The organism is Cohnella xylanilytica, assembly GCF_014212175.1.
Classification (GTDB): Bacteria; Bacillota; Bacilli; order Paenibacillales; family Paenibacillaceae; genus Cohnella; species Cohnella xylanilytica.
The window spans coordinates 55,341-72,643 of the sequence record NZ_JACJVR010000019.1 but is presented as its reverse complement, the minus strand read 5'-3'; the positions used below and the strand labels follow the sequence as shown (position 1 = coordinate 72,643).

Annotated in this window: 18 protein-coding genes; 17 read left to right on the top strand and 1 reads right to left on the bottom strand. The window is 63.0% G+C overall.

All coding sequences use genetic code 11. From position 1 onward, the window contains the following. The 13 genes from H7B90_RS05735 to pqqE all read left to right on the top strand — a co-directional run bounded on the left by H7B90_RS05735 (position 1) and on the right by pqqE (position 12,658). On the top strand, positions 1-1,113 hold the full coding sequence (locus H7B90_RS05735; protein WP_185134897.1) for a spore germination protein: 1,113 nt from the start codon (positions 1-3) through the stop codon (positions 1,111-1,113). Next, positions 1,088-2,311, top strand: coding sequence for a Ger(x)C family spore germination protein (locus tag H7B90_RS05730; RefSeq protein WP_185134896.1), 1,224 nt, complete (start codon positions 1,088-1,090; stop codon positions 2,309-2,311). The genes H7B90_RS05735 and H7B90_RS05730 overlap by 26 nt, the downstream gene beginning before the upstream one ends. Before the next feature lie 183 nt (positions 2,312-2,494). Beyond that, a complete protein-coding gene (locus H7B90_RS05725) occupies positions 2,495-4,348 on the top strand; it encodes a cache domain-containing sensor histidine kinase (protein ID WP_185134895.1) in 1,854 nt (617 codons plus the stop codon). Beyond that, positions 4,345-5,148 (top strand): response regulator transcription factor, encoded by an 804-nt coding sequence (locus H7B90_RS05720; RefSeq protein ID WP_185134894.1) that lies wholly within the window; start codon positions 4,345-4,347, stop codon positions 5,146-5,148. Before H7B90_RS05725 ends, H7B90_RS05720 begins: the two co-directional genes overlap by 4 nt. Positions 5,149-5,288: 140 nt before the next feature. Next, positions 5,289-6,638: an extracellular solute-binding protein gene (locus H7B90_RS05715; protein WP_185135002.1), complete on the top strand. Its 1,350-nt coding sequence runs from the start codon at positions 5,289-5,291 to the stop codon at positions 6,636-6,638. Positions 6,639-6,728: 90 nt separating this feature from the next. After that, a complete protein-coding gene (locus H7B90_RS05710) occupies positions 6,729-7,610 on the top strand; it encodes a carbohydrate ABC transporter permease (RefSeq protein ID WP_185134893.1) in 882 nt (293 codons plus the stop codon). A gap of 16 nt (positions 7,611-7,626) precedes the next feature. Beyond that, entirely contained in the window at positions 7,627-8,508 is an 882-nt protein-coding gene (locus tag H7B90_RS05705) for a carbohydrate ABC transporter permease (protein ID WP_185134892.1), read from the top strand. A 118-nt stretch (positions 8,509-8,626) separates the two neighbouring features. After that, positions 8,627-9,193, top strand: a complete 567-nt coding sequence (locus tag H7B90_RS05700; RefSeq protein ID WP_185134891.1) for a DUF1697 domain-containing protein — start codon at positions 8,627-8,629, stop codon at positions 9,191-9,193. Positions 9,194-9,474: 281 nt separating this feature from the next. Further along, a complete protein-coding gene (gene pqqA, locus H7B90_RS33835) occupies positions 9,475-9,546 on the top strand; it encodes a pyrroloquinoline quinone precursor peptide PqqA (protein WP_373315954.1) in 72 nt (23 codons plus the stop codon). Between the two features lie 52 nt (positions 9,547-9,598). Further along, on the top strand, positions 9,599-10,504 hold the full coding sequence (pqqB, locus tag H7B90_RS05690) for a pyrroloquinoline quinone biosynthesis protein PqqB (protein ID WP_185134889.1): 906 nt from the start codon (positions 9,599-9,601) through the stop codon (positions 10,502-10,504). Between the two features lie 2 nt (positions 10,505-10,506). Beyond that, a complete protein-coding gene (pqqC, locus tag H7B90_RS05685; RefSeq protein ID WP_185134888.1) occupies positions 10,507-11,214 on the top strand; it encodes a pyrroloquinoline-quinone synthase PqqC in 708 nt (235 codons plus the stop codon). Next, positions 11,211-11,507, top strand: coding sequence for a pyrroloquinoline quinone biosynthesis peptide chaperone PqqD (gene pqqD / locus H7B90_RS05680; RefSeq protein ID WP_185135015.1), 297 nt, complete (start codon positions 11,211-11,213; stop codon positions 11,505-11,507). Before pqqC ends, pqqD begins: the two co-directional genes overlap by 4 nt. Beyond that, positions 11,480-12,658, top strand: a complete 1,179-nt coding sequence (gene pqqE / locus H7B90_RS05675; protein WP_185134887.1) for a pyrroloquinoline quinone biosynthesis protein PqqE — start codon at positions 11,480-11,482, stop codon at positions 12,656-12,658. The genes pqqD and pqqE overlap by 28 nt, the downstream gene beginning before the upstream one ends. 212 nt (positions 12,659-12,870) lie before the next feature. On the opposite strand, the gene H7B90_RS05670 is transcribed toward pqqE, so the two are convergent. Beyond that, the gene (locus tag H7B90_RS05670; protein WP_185134886.1) at positions 12,871-13,395 is read right to left on the bottom strand and encodes a hypothetical protein; all 525 of its coding nucleotides are present in this window, start codon (positions 13,393-13,395) and stop codon (positions 12,871-12,873) included. A 2-nt stretch (positions 13,396-13,397) separates the two neighbouring features. On the opposite strand from H7B90_RS05670, the gene H7B90_RS05665 reads away from it, so the two are divergent. Genes H7B90_RS05665 through H7B90_RS05650 form a run of 4 tightly spaced genes read left to right on the top strand, consistent with a single transcriptional unit; the run spans position 13,398 to position 17,233 of the window. Then, on the top strand, positions 13,398-14,240 hold the full coding sequence (locus H7B90_RS05665) for a class I fructose-bisphosphate aldolase (RefSeq protein WP_185134885.1): 843 nt from the start codon (positions 13,398-13,400) through the stop codon (positions 14,238-14,240). Next, positions 14,240-15,406 (top strand): Gfo/Idh/MocA family protein, encoded by a 1,167-nt coding sequence (locus H7B90_RS05660; RefSeq protein ID WP_185134884.1) that lies wholly within the window; start codon positions 14,240-14,242, stop codon positions 15,404-15,406. Before H7B90_RS05665 ends, H7B90_RS05660 begins: the two co-directional genes overlap by 1 nt. Further along, entirely contained in the window at positions 15,403-16,641 is a 1,239-nt protein-coding gene (locus H7B90_RS05655; RefSeq protein WP_185134883.1) for a carbohydrate kinase family protein, read from the top strand. The genes H7B90_RS05660 and H7B90_RS05655 overlap by 4 nt, the downstream gene beginning before the upstream one ends. Positions 16,642-16,684: 43 nt before the next feature. Then, positions 16,685-17,233: a D-lyxose/D-mannose family sugar isomerase gene (locus tag H7B90_RS05650; protein ID WP_185134882.1), complete on the top strand. Its 549-nt coding sequence runs from the start codon at positions 16,685-16,687 to the stop codon at positions 17,231-17,233. Positions 17,234-17,303: the final 70 nt, after the last annotated feature.

The following is a 17,303-nucleotide window of genomic DNA, read 5'->3' as shown; positions in this document are numbered from 1 at the left end:
ATGATCCAACCGGAAGAACGCATCCGCGCCGCGCAAGCCGCCGTCATCGTCTCCAATCTGATTCTAGGGGCGGGGATTCTGACGCTGCCCCGTTCCGCGTTGGAGAACACCCATACCCCCGACGCCTGGATCGCCGTTCTTCTGGCCGGAGCGCTCGCTCTCCTGGGCGGCTGCGGCATCGCCCTGCTCAGCCGGAGATATCCCGGGCAGACGGTATACGAATTCGCGGGCCGCATCGTCGGCAGAGCTCCCGGATTCGTCCTGTCCGTTCTGATCGTCGCTTACTTCTTGGCCACCGCCGCTTTCCAGGTGCGGTCGATGTCCGAGGTGTCCTCGTTCTTCCTTCTGGAGGGGACGCCTACTTGGGTGATCACGGCGATTTTCCTATGGGTCGGCCTCTATTTGACGGTCGGAGGAATCGGTCCCATCGCCCGGCTGTTCGAGATCATCCTCCCGGCGACCGTCGCTTTTCTGGCGCTGTTGTCGGTGCTCAGTCTCCGGATCTTCGAGCCCGATCGTATCCGGCCCGTCCTCGGCGAAGGCATCGCCCCCGTCCTTCGCGGGTTGAAGGCGACGAGCCTGGCCTATTCGGGGTCCGAGATCATGCTGATCCTGACGGCGTACATGCGTTCTCCCAAGCAGGCGGTGAAGGCCGTCGCGGCGGGAATTCTCGTTCCGATCGCGATCTACGTCCCGATCGTCTTCATCGCCGTAGGGGCGTTGTCCGTCGAAGGGACTCTCTCGAGAACGTGGCCGACGATCGACCTGATCCGCAGCTTCGAGATCGGCGGGCTTATCTTCGAACGGTTCGAATCGCTGTTGCTGATCACGTGGATCCTGCAAATTTTCTCGTCGTTCACGATCGCCTATTACGCGGCCTCTCTCGGCGTCTCCCGACTACTAGGAGGGAGGAGCGCGAGGCTCTGCTTATACGCCTTGCTCCCCGTCGTCTATCTCCTGATCCGGGCTCCCCGGAATATCCGGGACGTGTTCGGGTTCGGGGATGTCATCGGCGAATGCTACATCTGGATGTTCGGAGCGTTGCCGTGGGCGCTGCTGATCCTATCCGTCTGCAAGGAGAAGTGGAATGCGAAGGGCCAGCCTTCTTCTTAGAGCCGCGATCGCGCTGCTCGGCGTCTTGTCGTCGGCCGGCTGCTGGAGCAGCGGGGAGATCGAGACGCAGAGCGTCTACATCGGAATGGCGATGGACAAGTCCAAATCCGACGAGACGGAAGCCGCCCTCGACCGGAAGGGAGGCTCATACCCGAAGCGCGACGCGATCGCTTCGACGATCCAGATCGTCGCCGTGCAAACGGCGACGGGAGCCTCTCCGAAGCAGGCCGGCGGCGAGAAGAAGCAATCCTTCCGCAACTTGACGTTGACCGGAGATTCCGTGCTGGAGATTCTTCGAGAGGCGTCCCTGCGGCTGGATCGTCCTCTGATCGGGCATCACTTGAAGGTTATCGTCATCGGCGACCGCCTGGCGCGAGACGCCTCGATGGGCCAACTGCTGGACTTCTTCCTGACCGATAACGACATCCGCATGAGCAGTCTCGTGTTCGTCAGCAACGGCCATGCGTCGGAGGTCATGGAGAGCGGCGTGAAGGAGGAGGTCCCGGCCTTCCACTTATGGGGCCTCGCGAAGAACCGATACCGGAATATCAAGATCCTGCCCTCCCGCTCGCTCGCAACCGTGAACGGGTTCGTTCAAGCCGGGGACAACTTCCTGCTGCAGAACGTCATCGCGGCCAAGGGGGAGATGAAGCTGGCGGGGGCCGGCGTATTCGACGGCCGAAGCGGCAAGCTTCGCGGCTTCCTGAACGAGGAGGAGGTCCAGTCCTGGGTCTGGCTGACCGGAAGGGGCGAGGGCGGCGTCTTGAAAATAGACGACGAACGAACCCGGCAAGTCCTCGCGTACGAGATCGAGACGATGAGCAGCCGGACGAAGGCCAGCGTCTCCAAGGACGGGGATATCTCCTTCGACGTCCGGGTCGAGTCGCGAGGCAGGCTTGCCGAGAATTGGACGTCTTCGATCCGGCAGAGCGATTCTGCGTCGATCAAGAAGGCGGAAAGGATGTTCGAAGAGGCCGTGTCGAACGGCATCGGCTCGCTTCTCCGCAAGCTGCAGCGGGACTACGGGATCGATGCCGCGGAATTCGGCAACCAGCTGCGAATCCAGCATCCGAAGACGTGGAACAAGGTCAAGAACGATTGGAACGACCGGTTCCGCCAGGCTTCGATCCGCTGCCGAGTTCAGATCACGATCGCGGACTCCGGCGCCAAGGCGGATCCGGCTCCGAACGCCCCGTAGAAGATAGCCCGGCTTCCGCCCGGCGCCCGCCTTGCGTCCGAAGGACGCAGGGCTGTTCCTGTTGGGCCCGGTTCCGCCTTGGCAAGGGCGTCTTGCTAGGAAGATAGCCTTTACATTATGGCGGAGCGGTGACAAAATGATCGAGGGCAACTAATGTCAGGACCGAAGGAAAGGAAGAACGGCATGAGGTGGACTTCTCTCGCCAAGTGGAACACGCTGCGCAACCAGATGCTGATCGGATTCCTGCTCGTCATGTTGATTATCCTGACGGTCGTCGGCGGGATCACCTTCAATTCCGTGTCCACCCTGCTGAAGAACAACGCGGAGAGGCATATCCAGCAGACCGCGGTGCAAGCGAACGGCCGGCTCGACGCCCTGCTGGACAAGGTCGATACGCTGACGACCCAGATCGCCACGAACGACTACGTCCAGAAGCTGCTGCTGCGGGAAGCCGCCGGAATCCCGTCGGGGTTCAACGAGCGCCAGTCGCTGCTGCAGATCGCGAACAGCTATATGGCCTACTCGTCCGGCATCCAGTCGCTCGAGCTGTATACGAAGGATTACCGGCGCCTGTTCCCGCTGGACGAGATCGACCTGGGCAGCCGCGTCGACCGGGATTGGATCGCCGCCGCGGACGCGGCCAAGGGACGGCTCGTCTGGGTGGGCATCGATCCCCGGCAGCCGAGCATGGTGCTCGCGATTCGCCGCGTCAGCCTGATCGACCGCTCCTATTCGGCGGGCGGCTATCTGACCGTTCACCTGAACCGCGATTACTTCGTCATGAACGACGACTTGGCGAACGAGGCGCCGCGCGACGGCGAATTCATGCTGCTCGCGGACGGCAAGGGCACCCCGATCACGTCCGACCTGAGCCTGGACGACGCCCGATCGGCGCTGGAGCAAGAGGGTCGGGACGTGCGCCTCGGCGGGGAGGAGCTGATCGCCGTCCGGCAGAGCTCGTCCACTTCCGGGTGGACGCTCGTGCTGCTGACGCCGGTTCACGCCACGACCGAAGGGATCTCCGTGCTGAGAACCGCCATCCTCGTCTCGGTCGGGATCGGGGCCTTCCTGTTCGCGCTGCTCACCTTGCTGCTCTCGACGATGATGACCCGGCCGATCCTGAAGCTGATGAAGACGATGCGGGGAGCGAGATTGGGCGGCCTGAAGCCGAATCCGTCGCCGGCCCCGGCGGTCGCCGCCCTCGAGATCCGGGAGCTGAACAACACGTACAACCAGATGGTGACCGACATGAACGAGCTCATCCGGGTCGTGTACGAGAAGGAGCTGACCCAGAGCCGCACCGAGTTGAAGGCGCTTCAGGCCCAGATCAACCCGCACTTCCTGTTCAACACGTTGGAAGCGTTCTATTGGTCGTTGGAGGACAAGGGAGAAGAGGAGCTGGCCCGCATCGTCGTCGCCATGTCCGGGTTGTTCCGCTACGTGATCGGGGGGGCGAGCGGCGACGAATGGGTGACCGTCCGCGACGAGCTGGAGCATGCGGAGCGCTACCTGCAGATTATGCAGATGCGGCTGGGCGACCGGCTCAGCTGGCGCATCGAAGCGGATTCGGGACTGGAGGAGGTCCCGATTCCGAAGCTGCTCGTGCAGCCGCTCGTCGAGAACGCCATTCTGCACGGAGTGGAGAACAAGCTCGGACCCGGGACGGTCACGATCGAGGTCGCGCGGTCGGAGCGGCCCGGTTACGCGGTCGTCGTCGTCCGGGACGACGGGCCGGGCATGGACGAGGAGAAGGTGGCTTCGCTTCTGAAGGGAGCGGAAGGCCGGCCGGCGGGCTCGTCCCGAGGGACGGGCGTGGCGATGGCCAACGTGCAGCGGCGGCTTAAGCTGTACTTCCCGGAGGCGGAAGCCGAAGGGGAGCGGGAAGGCGACGAAGGGCGAAGCCAAGGACAACCCGGATTGCGGATCGAGAGCGAGCCGGGACGGGGGACGACGGTCAGCTTCGAGATCGCGCTGCCGGGCGAGAAGTCGGACGGCAAAACAAGCGAGAAACCAGGGGAAGAGGGGGACCGGGCATGAAGACATTGTTGATCGTCGACGACGAACCGCGGACGAGGCAGGGCGTTCGCAAGACGCTCGAAGCCTGGTCGGCGGGGCGATACAGAATCGAGACCGTCGAGAGCGGCGTCGCGGCGCTCGAATGGCTGAAGGAGCATTCCGCGCATCTGATCATCACGGACGTCCGGATGCCGGAGATCGGCGGCTTGCAGATGCTGGAGGCGATTCAGGACGGCGCCGGCGGAAGCGGAAGCCACCATAAGCCGGTCGTCATCGTCATCTCCGGGCATGCCGAATTCGATTACGCGCAGAAGGCGATCCAGCTCGGCGTCGTCGAATATTTGCTGAAGCCGCTGGACAAGCTGAGGCTGATTCAGGCGGTCGAGAAGGCGCTCGAAGCCGAGGAGGAGCGGCACCGGATCGAGCGAATGGAGAAGCTCGTCGATCCGAAGCTGCTGGAAGCCGGACAGGAGGCGAAGTACGGCCAGCCCGTCCGGGACGCGATCGCGTTCGTCGAGGAGCATATGCGCGAGGCGATCGGCATGAAGCAGGTGGCCGACCACCTGCACCTGAACGCCAGCTACTTCAGCGTCCTGTTCAAGGAACAGACGGGCTTCACGTTCAGCGAATACTTGACCCGGCGGCGGCTTCAGCGGGCGAAGGAGCTGCTCGCGCAGACGAGATTGCCGATCGGGGAGATCGCCGAGCAGGTCGGCTACCAGACCGCCAAGTACTTCATCAAGGTGTTCAAGGACAGCGAATCGATCAGCCCGAGCCAGTACCGGCGGCAAGTGTCCGACGAGGACGACGCGATCCAATAAAAGTGGAATTTCTCCCAATGGCTATCTCCTTATGCGACTAAAGGCCGGGTGCTAGAATATTGACAGCGGTTACAACCGAGGCCGCGCACATCGTCAAATAGGGGGATGTAAACGTGAACAAGAAAGCGATTGCACCGATCATGCTGGTAACGGGCCTGTCCGTGGCTCTGGCGGGCTGCGGCGGCGGCTCCGACAACGGGAACGCTTCGCCGTCGGCGTCTTCGGCCGGAAGCTCGTCGGCTTCGGCATCGGCATCGGCGCCGGCGTCTTCGCCCGCGTCGTCGGACAAGAAGGTCACGATCAACATGATGCATCTGTGGCCGGAGGGAAGCTCCGCGCAGCAGAACAAAATCGTGAACCAGATTATCAAAGAGTACCAGGACGAACATCCGAACGTGACGATCAAGCAAGAAGTGCTGGAGAACGAGCAATACAAGAGCAAGATGAAGGTGCTCTCGGCCTCGAACAAGCTGCCGGACGTCGGAATGACGTGGGCGGCGGGCTACCTTCAGCCTTTCGTCGAAGGCAATCTGTTCGCGCCGGTCGACGATCTGCTGCAGGGCGAGCTGAAGGACAAGTTCGTCTCCGGCACGACGGAAGCGTACGCCATCAACGGCAAGACGTACGCGCTTCCGCTGGAGTTCAACATCACCCCGGTTTATTACAACAAGAAGATCTTCGAGAAATACAACCTGAAGGCTCCGACGACCTACGCCGAATTCCAGGAAGTCGTGAAGACGCTGACCCAGAACGGCGTCGCTCCGATCGCGCTGGGCAACAAGGACCGCTGGACGGGTTCGCTCTGGTACATGTACCTGGCCGATCGCATCGCCGGCTCCCAGACGCTGGCCGACGCGATTACCGGCAAAGTCTCGTTCAAGGACGCCGGACTCGTCCAGGCGGCGAAGGAAGTGCAGACGCTCGTCGACGAGAACGCCTTCAACAAGGGCTTTAACGGATTGTCCAACGACGAAGGCAAGTCCGAGTTCCTGAACGGCAAAGCGGCCATGTACATGATGGGCACGTGGGAGCTGCCGAACTTCACGACGAACCAGGACATCCCGCAGGAGTTCCGCGACAGCGTCGGCTTCTTCAAGTTCCCGACGGTGGACGGCGGCAAGGGCAACATCGACAGTTGGGTCGGCGGCCCGGGCGTAGGCCTGTTCGTCGCCGAGAATTCGGCCGTCAAGGAAGAAGCGAAGTCGTTCGTCGAGTACTTCGTCAAGCGTTGGGGCGAGCAATCGGTGACGGACGCGGGCGTCATTCCGGCGACGAAGGTCGACACCGCTTCGATCCAGCTGCCGCAGCTGTACATCGACCTGCTGAACGAGATGAACAAGGCGACGAGCATCACGCTGTTCGCCGACGTTCAGATGAAGGCCAGCGCGGCCGAGACTCACTTGAATCAGATTCAAGCGCTGTTCGGCAAGGCCGTCACGCCGGACCAGTTCGCCGACGAGCACGACAAGGCGATCGCGGCGGGCCAATAACCGGCATCATCGCTTGATTCGGCGAGACCTGCCCGCGGCGTTCGCGGGCAGGTTCCGCCTTCCATGATACGAGGAAAGGGGTCGGCCGCATTGGACAAAGTCATGTCGAACAAGTGGGCCATCGCGCTGTACGTTCTGCCCGCCCTGGTGTTGATCCTGGGGCTGATCTATATCCCGATCGCGATGACGGGTTATTACGGCCTGACCGAATGGAACGGCATCGGAGCCCAGAAGTGGATCGGCTTCGACAATTATTCCGCGTTATTGCAGGACAGTGTTTTTTGGAAAAGCGCGCTGCATTCCTTGCTGCTCGCCGCGTTCTCTTGCGTCAGCCTGCTGCTGTACCTGATCGTCGCCCTGATCCTGTCGGGCCGCATCAAGGGAGCGAATCTGCTCCGCAAGATTTACCTGATTCCGATGCTGCTGTCTTCCGTCGCTATCGCGCAGCTATGGCTCAAGATCTTCCACCCGACGAACGGGGTGCTCAACTCCGTCCTCGTCTCTCTCGGCTTCGACAATCCGCCCGCGTGGCTCGCCGACACGTCGCTCGTGCTCTATGCCATCTTCATTCCGATTCTGTGGCAGTACGCGGGCTTCTATATCCTCATCTACTACGCCGCCTTGAAGAACATTCCTTCTTCGCTCGAGGAGGCGGCCCGGATCGACGGGGCGAACGCCTGGCAGATCGCCTTCCGCGTCAAGCTCCCGCTTATCATGGAAGTGATCAAGGTAACCATCGTGCTCGCGTTCGTCGGATCGCTCAAGTACTTCGACCTGATCTACGTCATGACGGACGGCGGGCCGAACAACTCCAGCGAAGTGATCGCCTCCTACATGTACCACAAAGCGTTCAAGGCGTTCGACTTCGGCTACGGAAGCGCCGTCGGCTTCTTCCTGCTCGTCGTCTGCCTCGTCGCCACCTGGCTGATCCGGCGCGCGACCGCTACCAAAGACAGCATCCAATATTCTTGAGACAGGAGGGCTTCGGATGAGCGTCGCCCATACCGCCCCTCGCCCGGCCGCGGCCGAGACGGGGAAGGGCTTCGGCCGGACGATCGGCTTCGCCCTTCTCTACGTCGCGCTTGCCGCCGTAGCGATACTGCAAATTTTGCCGCTCGTATGGCTCTTGTTCTTCTCGTTGAAGAATAACCAGGAAGTGTTCGACACCCCTCCGCTGTCGCTCCCGACGCATTGGCGCTGGGAAAATTACGAGAAGGTGTGGACGCAAGGGAACATCGGCATCTACTTCCTGAACAGCGTCTGGCTGACCGTCGTCTCCACCGCGCTCACCGTGCTGGTCGCGAGTCTCGTCACGTTCGCCGTCACGCGCATGAAGTGGAAGGGAAGCAAGCTGGTGCTCGGGCTGTTCATGACCGGTCTTATGATCCCGGTTCATTCGGCCTTGATTCCGCTGTTCAGCGTGTTCCAGAACCTCGGCTTGATCGACCATCCGGCGTCGCTCGTGCTGACGTACGTGGCGTTCAACATGCCGATCACGATCATGATCATGCTCGGCTTCTATACCTCGCTGCCGAGAGAGGTCGAGGAAGCGGCCGTCATCGACGGCTGCTCCGCGCACGGCATCTTCTTCCGCATCGTCTTCCCGATGACCGCGTCCGTCATCGCGACGACGGCGATCATCAACATGATCTACAACTGGAACGAGTTCATCTTCGTCAACACGTTCATCAGCACCGACACCCTGAAGACGCTGACGGTCGGGGTTCAGAACTTCGTCGGCCAGTATACGACCGACTGGGGAGCCATCGGCGCTACGCTGATGGTCAGCATCCTGCCGATTCTTCTCGTGTTCTTCCTGCTCAGCAACCGAATCGTGGAAGGCATCGCGGCCGGCTCCGTCAAGGGCTGACCCGGATGCATCGTGCGGCGCGAGCCCCCGGAGGGGTTCGCGCCGTTCGTTTTTGGGGCGGCGGGATGGTATAACTATAGACAGCATGATATCCGATTTGAGGGGAAGAGGTGGCCGGATGGCGACGTACGTCGCCCTGCTGCGGGGCATCAACGTAGGGGGCAAGAACAAGATCAAGATGGCCGATCTGAAGCGCGAATTCGAGAATCTGGGGTACGGGAGCGTCCGGACGTACATCCAGAGCGGCAACGTGCTGTTCGAATCGGACGAAGGGGAAGCGGCGCTGCGGGAGAGTATCGAAGGGAAGATCGATTCGGCCTTCGGCATCCCGGCGAAGGTCATCCTCCGGACGTCGGACGAGCTGAGCCGGCTCGCCGCCGGCTGCCCCTTCTCGCCCGAGGAGATCGCGGAGGCCGAAGCGCTCGGCCAGGGAGAGAGCCTGTACGTCTCGATGATGGCGGACGAGCCTTCCGCCGAAGGCGTCGCGAAGCTGGCGGCCGCCTACCCGGCGGACGGCGAGGACAAGTACGTCATTCGAGGCCGGGACGTCTATCTGCTGTTCCGAGGCAGCGTGCGAGACTCGAAGCTGGCGATGCATCTGGGGAAGCTGGACGTCCCCGCCACGACGCGCAATTGGAAGACGCTGGGCAAGCTCGTCGAGCTGGCGGGCGTCGGGAAGGCATGACGAACGCATGGCAACAGGGCGTTAGCCTGGCATGACGAACGAACGGCTGTCGGGCGATGACCAGGCTAGATAAACGAACCGCTGTCGGGTCTCTCCCGGCTCCGTTCGACGACCGCTCCAGTGGGAGCGGTTCTTTTTTTTGCTGGAACCTGTTTACGAAGGCGCCGTTATTTTTCGGTATTAATGGACAAATCGCGGCACATACACTGAATTGCGGGCGCAAGCCCGGAGACGGCGAGGAACGGAGGCCGGCTTCGAGCAAACGCGAGGGAGGTGGGAGCATGTGGGTGAAGCCCGCGTTCGAAGTGATCGAGGTGTGCGCCGAGGTGACCGCATACGCCTACCAGAAGTAAGCCGACATGCCGGAGCCATCCGGCATCTTCTATGTAGAGGGGAGGCCGGCTCTTGCGGATTCTAGTATTGGGAACGGCCGCGGGCGGAGGGTTCCCCCAGTGGAATTGCGGGTGTCCGACCTGCCTTCTCGCGAGGAAAGGGGAGGGCGCGGCACGAGCCCGGACGAACGATTCGCTGGCGGTCAGCGACGACGGCGAAGCCTGGTACCTGATCAACGCGACGCCGGACGTCTGCGCGCAGATCGAATCGGCCCCGCAGCTCCATCCCCGTTCCGTGCGGGGAACTCCGATCGCCGGCGTCCTGCTGACGGACGCGGAGCTGGACCATACCGTCGGCCTGCTCAGCCTGCGCCAGGGGACGCAGCTCGACGTTTACGCCTCGCTTCCGGTGCTGGAAGCGCTGGCCGGCGCCTTCCCGGTGCGGCGGATCGTGGAGCCTTACGCCGATTTCCGTTGGCGGGCCGCGATGCCTCGGGAATCTTTTCCTCTTTTTGGGGGGAATCTAATCGTGGTTCCGTTCTCTCTCGGCCGCAAGCCTCCCCGTTACGCTTCGGGAGGAAGAGAGGAAGAAGAGGCGCCGTGGGTGATCGGCTACCGGATCGAGGACGCGCGAACGGGGGGCGCCGTCGTCTACGCGTCCGGCATCGAAGAGTGGACGGAGGAGCTGGACCGGCAGACGGCGAACGCGGATTGCGTCTTCGCGGACGGAACGTTCTGGCGGGGAGACGAGCTGCGCGGCTTGGGCGTCTCCGAGCGGACGGCGGCCGAGATGGGACATCTCCCGATCGCCGGGCCGGGGGGCAGTCTGGAGCGGCTTGCGAGACTTCCGGCCAAGAGGAAAATCTACATTCACGTCAACAATACGAACCCTATTCTGCACGAGAGTTCCGCCGAACGTCGCAGACTTGAAGAGAAGGGAATCGAGATCGGCTTCGACGGAATGGAACTGGAGGTCTGAACGTGCCCGAACCATGGTCCAACGAACAATTCATGGCGCAGCTCCGGAAGGTCGGGGAATCGCGTTATCACGACAAGCATCCTTACCACGTCCGGATGCACGAAGGGAAGCTGAGCCCGGAGCAGGTGCGAGGCTGGGTGGCGAACCGATTCTATTATCAGAAAAACATCCCGGTGAAAGACGCGCTTATACTCTCGAAGCTTCCGAGCCGGGAAGACCGCAGAGACTGGATTCAGCGGATCATCGATCACGACGGGCGCGGGGACGACGAAGGCGGCATCGAAGCCTGGGTCCGATTGGGCGAAGCCGTCGGCATCCCGCGGGAGGAGATGCTGGACGAACGGCACGTGCTGCCCGCGGTTCGCTTCGCCGTGGACGCTTACGTGAACTTCTGCCGGCTTCGGCCGTGGCCCGAGGCCGTCGCTTCGTCGCTCACGGAGCTGTTCGCCCCGACGCTCGTCTCGAGCCGGATCGGCGTGTTCGAGAAGCTGTATCCCTGGATTCGGCCGGAAGGACTCGAATATTTCCGCGCCCGGCTTCAGCAAGCGCCGCGCGACGCGGATCAAGGGGTGGGACTCGTCATGCGGGAATGCAAGACCCGGAAGGAGCAGGAGGCGGCCGTGGCCGCGCTCTCGTTCAAGTGCGACGTGCTGTGGGCGCTGCTGGACGCGCTGAGTCTCGCGTACCCGGACGAGGAGAACCGGGCGTGACGGCGCCGGTGCCGACCGCGCGGCCCAAGCTGCGCAGCCCGGCCCGGCTCCGGTACGACGAGGCGCGGCAGACGGAGCTGCTGCTGCTCCCGGAGCGGGTCGTGCGGCTGAATCCGACGGCGGGAGCCATTCTTCGGCTCTGCGACGGAACGAGGACGGTCGCCGGGATCGTTGAGCGGTTGGAGACCGAATATAACCAGAAGGGGCTCGAGCCGGACATCGTCGATTTCCTCGCGGAAGCCGCGGATAAAGGATGGGTGGAGTCATGGGAGAGGAGCTGCCCTACGCCTTGACGGCGGAGCTGACGCACCGCTGTCCGCTTCATTGCGTCTACTGTTCGAACCCCGTCGAGCTTCGGAAGCGGGAAGAGGAGCTGGATACCGGCGAATGGCTCCGGGTGCTGGAGGAGGCGAGCGGGCTCGGCGCCGTGCAGGTTCACTTCACGGGAGGGGAGCCGCTGCTGCGGCCGGACCTGGACATTCTCGCCCGCCGGGCGCGCGAGCTGGGGATGTTCGTCAACCTGATCACGAGCGGTATCGGGCTCACGGAAGAGAGGATCGTCCGACTCGCGGAAGCCGGCGTCGACAGCTTCCAGCTCAGCGTGCAGGCCTCCGAGCCCGGGCTGGCGGACCGGCTGGCCGGGTTCCGGGCCCATGACCGGAAGAGGGAAGCGGCCGCGGCGATCGTCGCATGCGGGCTTCCGCTCAACATGAACGTCGTGCTGCACCGCCATAATATCGGCCAGATCGAAGAGATCGTCGACCTGTGCGCCTCATGGGGAGCGAACCGGCTGGAGCTCGCCCATGCGCAATATTACGGGTGGGCGCTTATGAACCGCGATGCCCTTCTCCCGACGCGAGAGCAGCTCGCGGCGGCGGAGGAAGCGTTCGCGCGCGCGAAGGAACGGCACGGGCGGAGCCTCGAGCTGATCTGGGTCGTGCCGGACTACTACGAGGACTATCCGAAGCCGTGCATGGGGGGATGGGGCAAGCTGTCGCTCGCGGTCGCTCCCGACGGGCGGGCGTATCCCTGCGTCGCGGCATCCTCGATTCGAACGATGGAGTTCGAATCCGTGCGCGAGCGGAGCCTGGGTTGGATCTGGCGGGAATCCGCCAGCTTCAACGCGTACCGCGGCTTCGGCTGGATGCCGGAGCCGTGCCGAAGCTGCGATCGCCGCTTCCAGGACTTCGGCGGCTGCCGCTGCCAGGCTTTTCTGCTGACGGGCGACGCCTCGGCGACGGATCCCGTCTGCCACCGCTCGCCGCATCATCGCCTGATCGAGGAGGCGGCGGTATCGGCCGCCCGGCTGAGCCGGAGGGAGCGGGCCGAGCAAGGAGAATGGGCCGAGCAAGGAGAATGGGCAGAGCAAGAAGAAGGGGCAGAGCAAGGAGAACGAGCAGAGCGTGGAGTGCCCGGCCTATCCTATCGCGGGCTCGCGAAATAGCCTGGCTTGGAAAAAGGGACGAACCGGAGCATGCTCTCCGGCTCGTCCCTTTTTGCGATCCGGTCGCACGATACGCCGCAGCCCCCGAAATCTGCGCAACCTAACCTCCAACTAACGAAACATTCGTTGCAGTACCCAATCCCCGTCAACTTGCCATGTAACTAACGAAACATCCGTTGCAGCTCCCAATCCCCGTACAACGTGGCCTTTAACTAACGAAACATCCGTTGCAGCACCCAATCCCCGTCCAACTTGCATACAACTAACAAAAATTTCTGTTGCAGTTTCAAGCTTATATCGAAAGAACCGCCCCCTCTTAAGTGCGCCGCAAGTAGCTGCATCCACAAAATAGATTTTTGGCTTGGCCCAGTAACCGAGTTCTTAGTAACAACCAAAATGGCGGTTACAGAGGGCGACGCGGCCAACTCGACTGCTGCAACCGCCAAAATGGCGGTTACAGAGAGCGTCACAGTCAGTTCGGCTGCTGTAACACCCAAAATGGCGGTTGCAGAGGGCGACGCGGCCAACTCGGCTGCTGCAACCGCCAAAATGGCGGTTACAGCAAGCTCCAAGGTCCCCCACGGCGGCCGTAACCTCCAAAAACGGCCGTGAATGCCGCCGTCGAGCAACCTGCAAGCGAGGCGCCGCTCCATTTTCAGGATTGAAATGTTCATAATGAATATGATAATGTTATAAACGAACATAATCATGTTATTATCGAAAAGGAGCTGCCGCACCCATGTCCGCCAAAGCCCGATTAAACCGCATGTTCAGCGCCCAAGGCAAATGCTTCGACGTCGCCATCGACCATGGCTTCTTCAACGAATTCTCCTTCTTGTCCGGCATCGAGAATATGAAGTCCGCGATCGAGACGGTCGTCCAGGCCGGCCCGGACTGCATCCAGCTCAGCTCGGGGCAGGCTCGCCTCCTGCAGGACATCCCGGGCAAGCAGAAGCCGGGGCTCGTCCTGAGAACGGACGCCGCCAACATCTACGGCGACACGCTGCCGAGGCACCTGTTCAGCGAACTGATCGATCGCGCGATCGAGCAGGCCGTCCGCCTGGACGCGGTCGCGGTCTGCGTCAACCTGCTGCTTCTCCCCGACCAGCCGGAGCTGCACCGGCAGTGCGTGCGCAACGTCATGCTGCTGAGGTCCGAGTGCGACAAATACGGCATGCCGCTCATGGTCGAACCGCTCGTCATGCTGCCGAACGAGGTGAAGGGCGGCTACATGACGGACGGCGACTTGCGCAAAATCATGGCGCTCGTCCGCCAAGGCGTCGAGCTCGGAGCGGACGTCATCAAGGCCGATCCGACCGACGACGTGGACGAGTACGACCGGGTGATCGAAGTCGCCTCCGGCGTCCCCGTGCTCGTACGGGGCGGCGGACGGGCCAGCGACGAGGAGATTATGCATCGGACGGAGAAATTGATGAAGAAGGGCGCATCCGGCATCGTCTACGGACGCAACGTCATCCAGCATGACAATCCGGCCGCGATGACGTCCGCCTTGATGGCCATCGTCCACGATGGGGCGTCCGCCGAGCAGGCGCTCGCGATTCTGAGAGGAGGCCGGTCCTGATGGACAAAAGAATCATTCGCTTCGGCGTCATCGGCTGCGGCCTGATGGGCAAGGAGTTCGCCAGCGCGGCCGCCCGCTGGTGCCACCTGACGGGGGTCGACTTCGAACCCCGCATCGTGGCCGTCTGCGACGCGAACCCCGCGGCGACCCGCTGGTTCGAAGAGAACGTGCCGAGCGTCCGGCGTGCGTACGCGGACTACCGGGAGCTGCTCGCCGATCCCGACGTCGAAGCCGTCTATTGCGCGGTGCCTCATAACCTGCACGAGCGGATTTATATCGATATCATTCAAGCGGGCAAGCATCTGCTGGGCGAGAAGCCATTCGGCATCGACCGGGAAGCGAACGAAGCGATTCTGAAGGCGATCCGCGAGAACCCCGGCGTCGTCGTTCGCAGCTCTTCCGAATTTCCGTTTTTCCCGGGTGCCCAGCAGATCGTGAAGTGGGTCGAAGAAGGCCGGTTCGGCCGGATTATCGAAGTCGAAGCGGGCTTCTGGCACTCCAGCGACCTCGATCCGACGAAGCCGATCAACTGGAAGAGGCGCATCGCGACCAACGGCGAGTACGGCTGCATGGGCGATCTCGGCCTGCACGTGCTTCACTTGCCGCTTCGCTTCGGCTGGAAGCCTAGCACCGTAAGAGCGCTTCTGACCAAGATCATCGAGGAGCGTCCCGACGGCCAAGGAGGAACCGCGCCGTGCGAGACGTGGGACAACGCGATTCTCGCCTGCGACGTGTCGACGGATGGGCAGCAGTTCCCGATGATCCTGTCGACCAAAAGAATCGCCCCCGGACACGCGAACACGTGGTTCATCCGGATTCAGGGCACGAAGTGGTCGGCGGAGTTCACGACCAAGAACCCGAAGCAGGTCGCGTCCCTCCCCTACGAAGCCGGCGGGCCGCAAGCGTGGCACGTCGCCGACGCGCCCTACCGTTCGGCTTACGGAACGATCACGGGACCGATCTTCGAATTCGGCTTCTCCGATTCCATCCTGCAGATGTGGGCTGCGTTCTGCGACGAGATCGCGCACGGAACGGAGGGGATGTCGCAGCCGTTCCGCTGCGCGACGCCGGAGGAAGCGGCCGGCAGCCACCGGCTGTTCACCGCGGCGCTCGAGTCGCACCGGACGGGCGGAACGGCCGCCGTCGATTGGGGGGCTCCGGCGTGAGCGCGAAGCCGACCGAGCACGCTGCGGCCGATATCGTCGTCGCCGGCCACATCTGTCTGGACGTCATTCCTTCGATCGCCGGAGCCAAGCCGGCGTCCGGACTGGGCGACCTGCTCGTTCCGGGCAAGCTGGTCGAGGTCGGACCGGCGGTGCTGTCCACGGGCGGGTCCGTCTCCAACACCGGTCTCTCCCTTCATCGCCTCGGCTTCCCGGTGAAGCTGATGGGCAAGGTGGGGGACGATCCGTTCGGCGATCTCATTCGGAAGAAGCTTCGCGAACACGGCGAACGGCTGGCGGACGGAATGATCGTCGCTTCCGGCGAGACGAGCTCGTATTCCGTCGTGATCAGCCCTCCGGGCGTGGACCGGATCTTCCTGCATGCGACGGGCGCGAACGATACGTTCGCCGCGGCGGACGTACCGGCGGATTCGCTTCGGGGAGCGAAGGCGTTCCACTTCGGCTACCCGCCGCTGATGCGCCGGATGTACGAGGACGGCGGCGCCGAACTCGAATCTCTGCTCGCGAAGGCGAAGGCCGAAGGGCTGACGGTCTCGCTGGACCTGGCGAGGCCGGACCCCGAGTCTCCGGCGGGACGGGCGGATTGGCGGGCGATCCTCGCCCGGGTTCTCCCGCTCGCGGACGTCTTCCTGCCCAGCTTCGAAGAGATTCTGTACATGCTTCGGCCGGACCGGTACCTCGAGCTGGTAGAACTTCACGGAACGTCCGAGCTGCTCGCCTATGCGGACGGTCCGCTGCTTGGTTCTCTGTCCGAGGAGCTGCTCTCCATGGGAGCGGCCATCGTCGGCCTCAAGCTCGGCGAGTTCGGCTTCTACCTGCGGACGACGGCGGATGCCGGACGCCTCGGAGGCATGGGAGCTTGCGCGCCGGCGGGAGAGAAGCTGGCGAAGTGGCTGGACCGGGAGCTGCTCGTTCCTTGCTACGAAGTCGAGGTCGCCGGCACGACGGGAGCCGGGGATTGTACGATCGCGGGCTTCCTCGGCGGGCTGCTGCGAGGGCTCGATCCCGAGGATGCCCTGCTCGCCGCGGTCGGAGCGGGCGCCTGCAACGTGGAGCGGGCGGATGCGGTCAGCGGCGTGCGGAGCTGGGACGAGATCCGGGAGCGGATCGCCTCGGGCTGGCGGTCCAGCGAGCGCGTTCCGTCTTTGCCGGGATGGTCCCGCGTAAGCGAAGGAGGAAGCGGAAGCGGCATCCGGGAGAAGCGCCGATCGAATTGAAGGCGTTGTCATTCCGCCATGTTAAGAAGAAGGGGATGAGCCGATGAAAAGAAGCGAAGTAAAGAAGGCGCAGGAGCGAACGGCGGAGCTGTTCGCGCGGGCGGGCATCGTACTGACCGAGGAGGAGCGCGGTCGGATCGAGGTCGCGGGCTTCGGGCTCGGCCGGCTGGAGGAGCAGGGGCTCGAGCTGATCACTTACGTCAATACGGATCGCTATTGCGCGAAGGAACTGGCGCTTTTCCCCGGACAGACGTGTCCCGAGCATCTCCATCCTCCCGTGAACGGAGAGCCCGGCAAGATGGAGACGTTCCGCTGCCGTTGGGGAACGGTCTACCTGTACGTGGTGGGAGAACGCGCGGGCGAGATCCGGGCGGCCGTGCCCGCGGGCAGCGAAGCCTGGTATACGGTCTTCCGCGAGATCGTCCTCGGGCCGGGAGAGCAGTACACGATTCCGCCGGGCACGAAGCATTGGTTCCAGGGAGGACCGGAGGGCGCGATCGTCTCGGAGTTCTCCAGCACGAGCCGGGACGAATTCGACGTGTTCACGGACCCGTCGATCGTGCGGATCCCCGTTATCGAAGAGGACGAATAGTTCCGGCCGGCGGCGCGATCGGTGTTGAACGAATCGCCGGGCCAAGCGATAATAGAGGCACGACGAACTA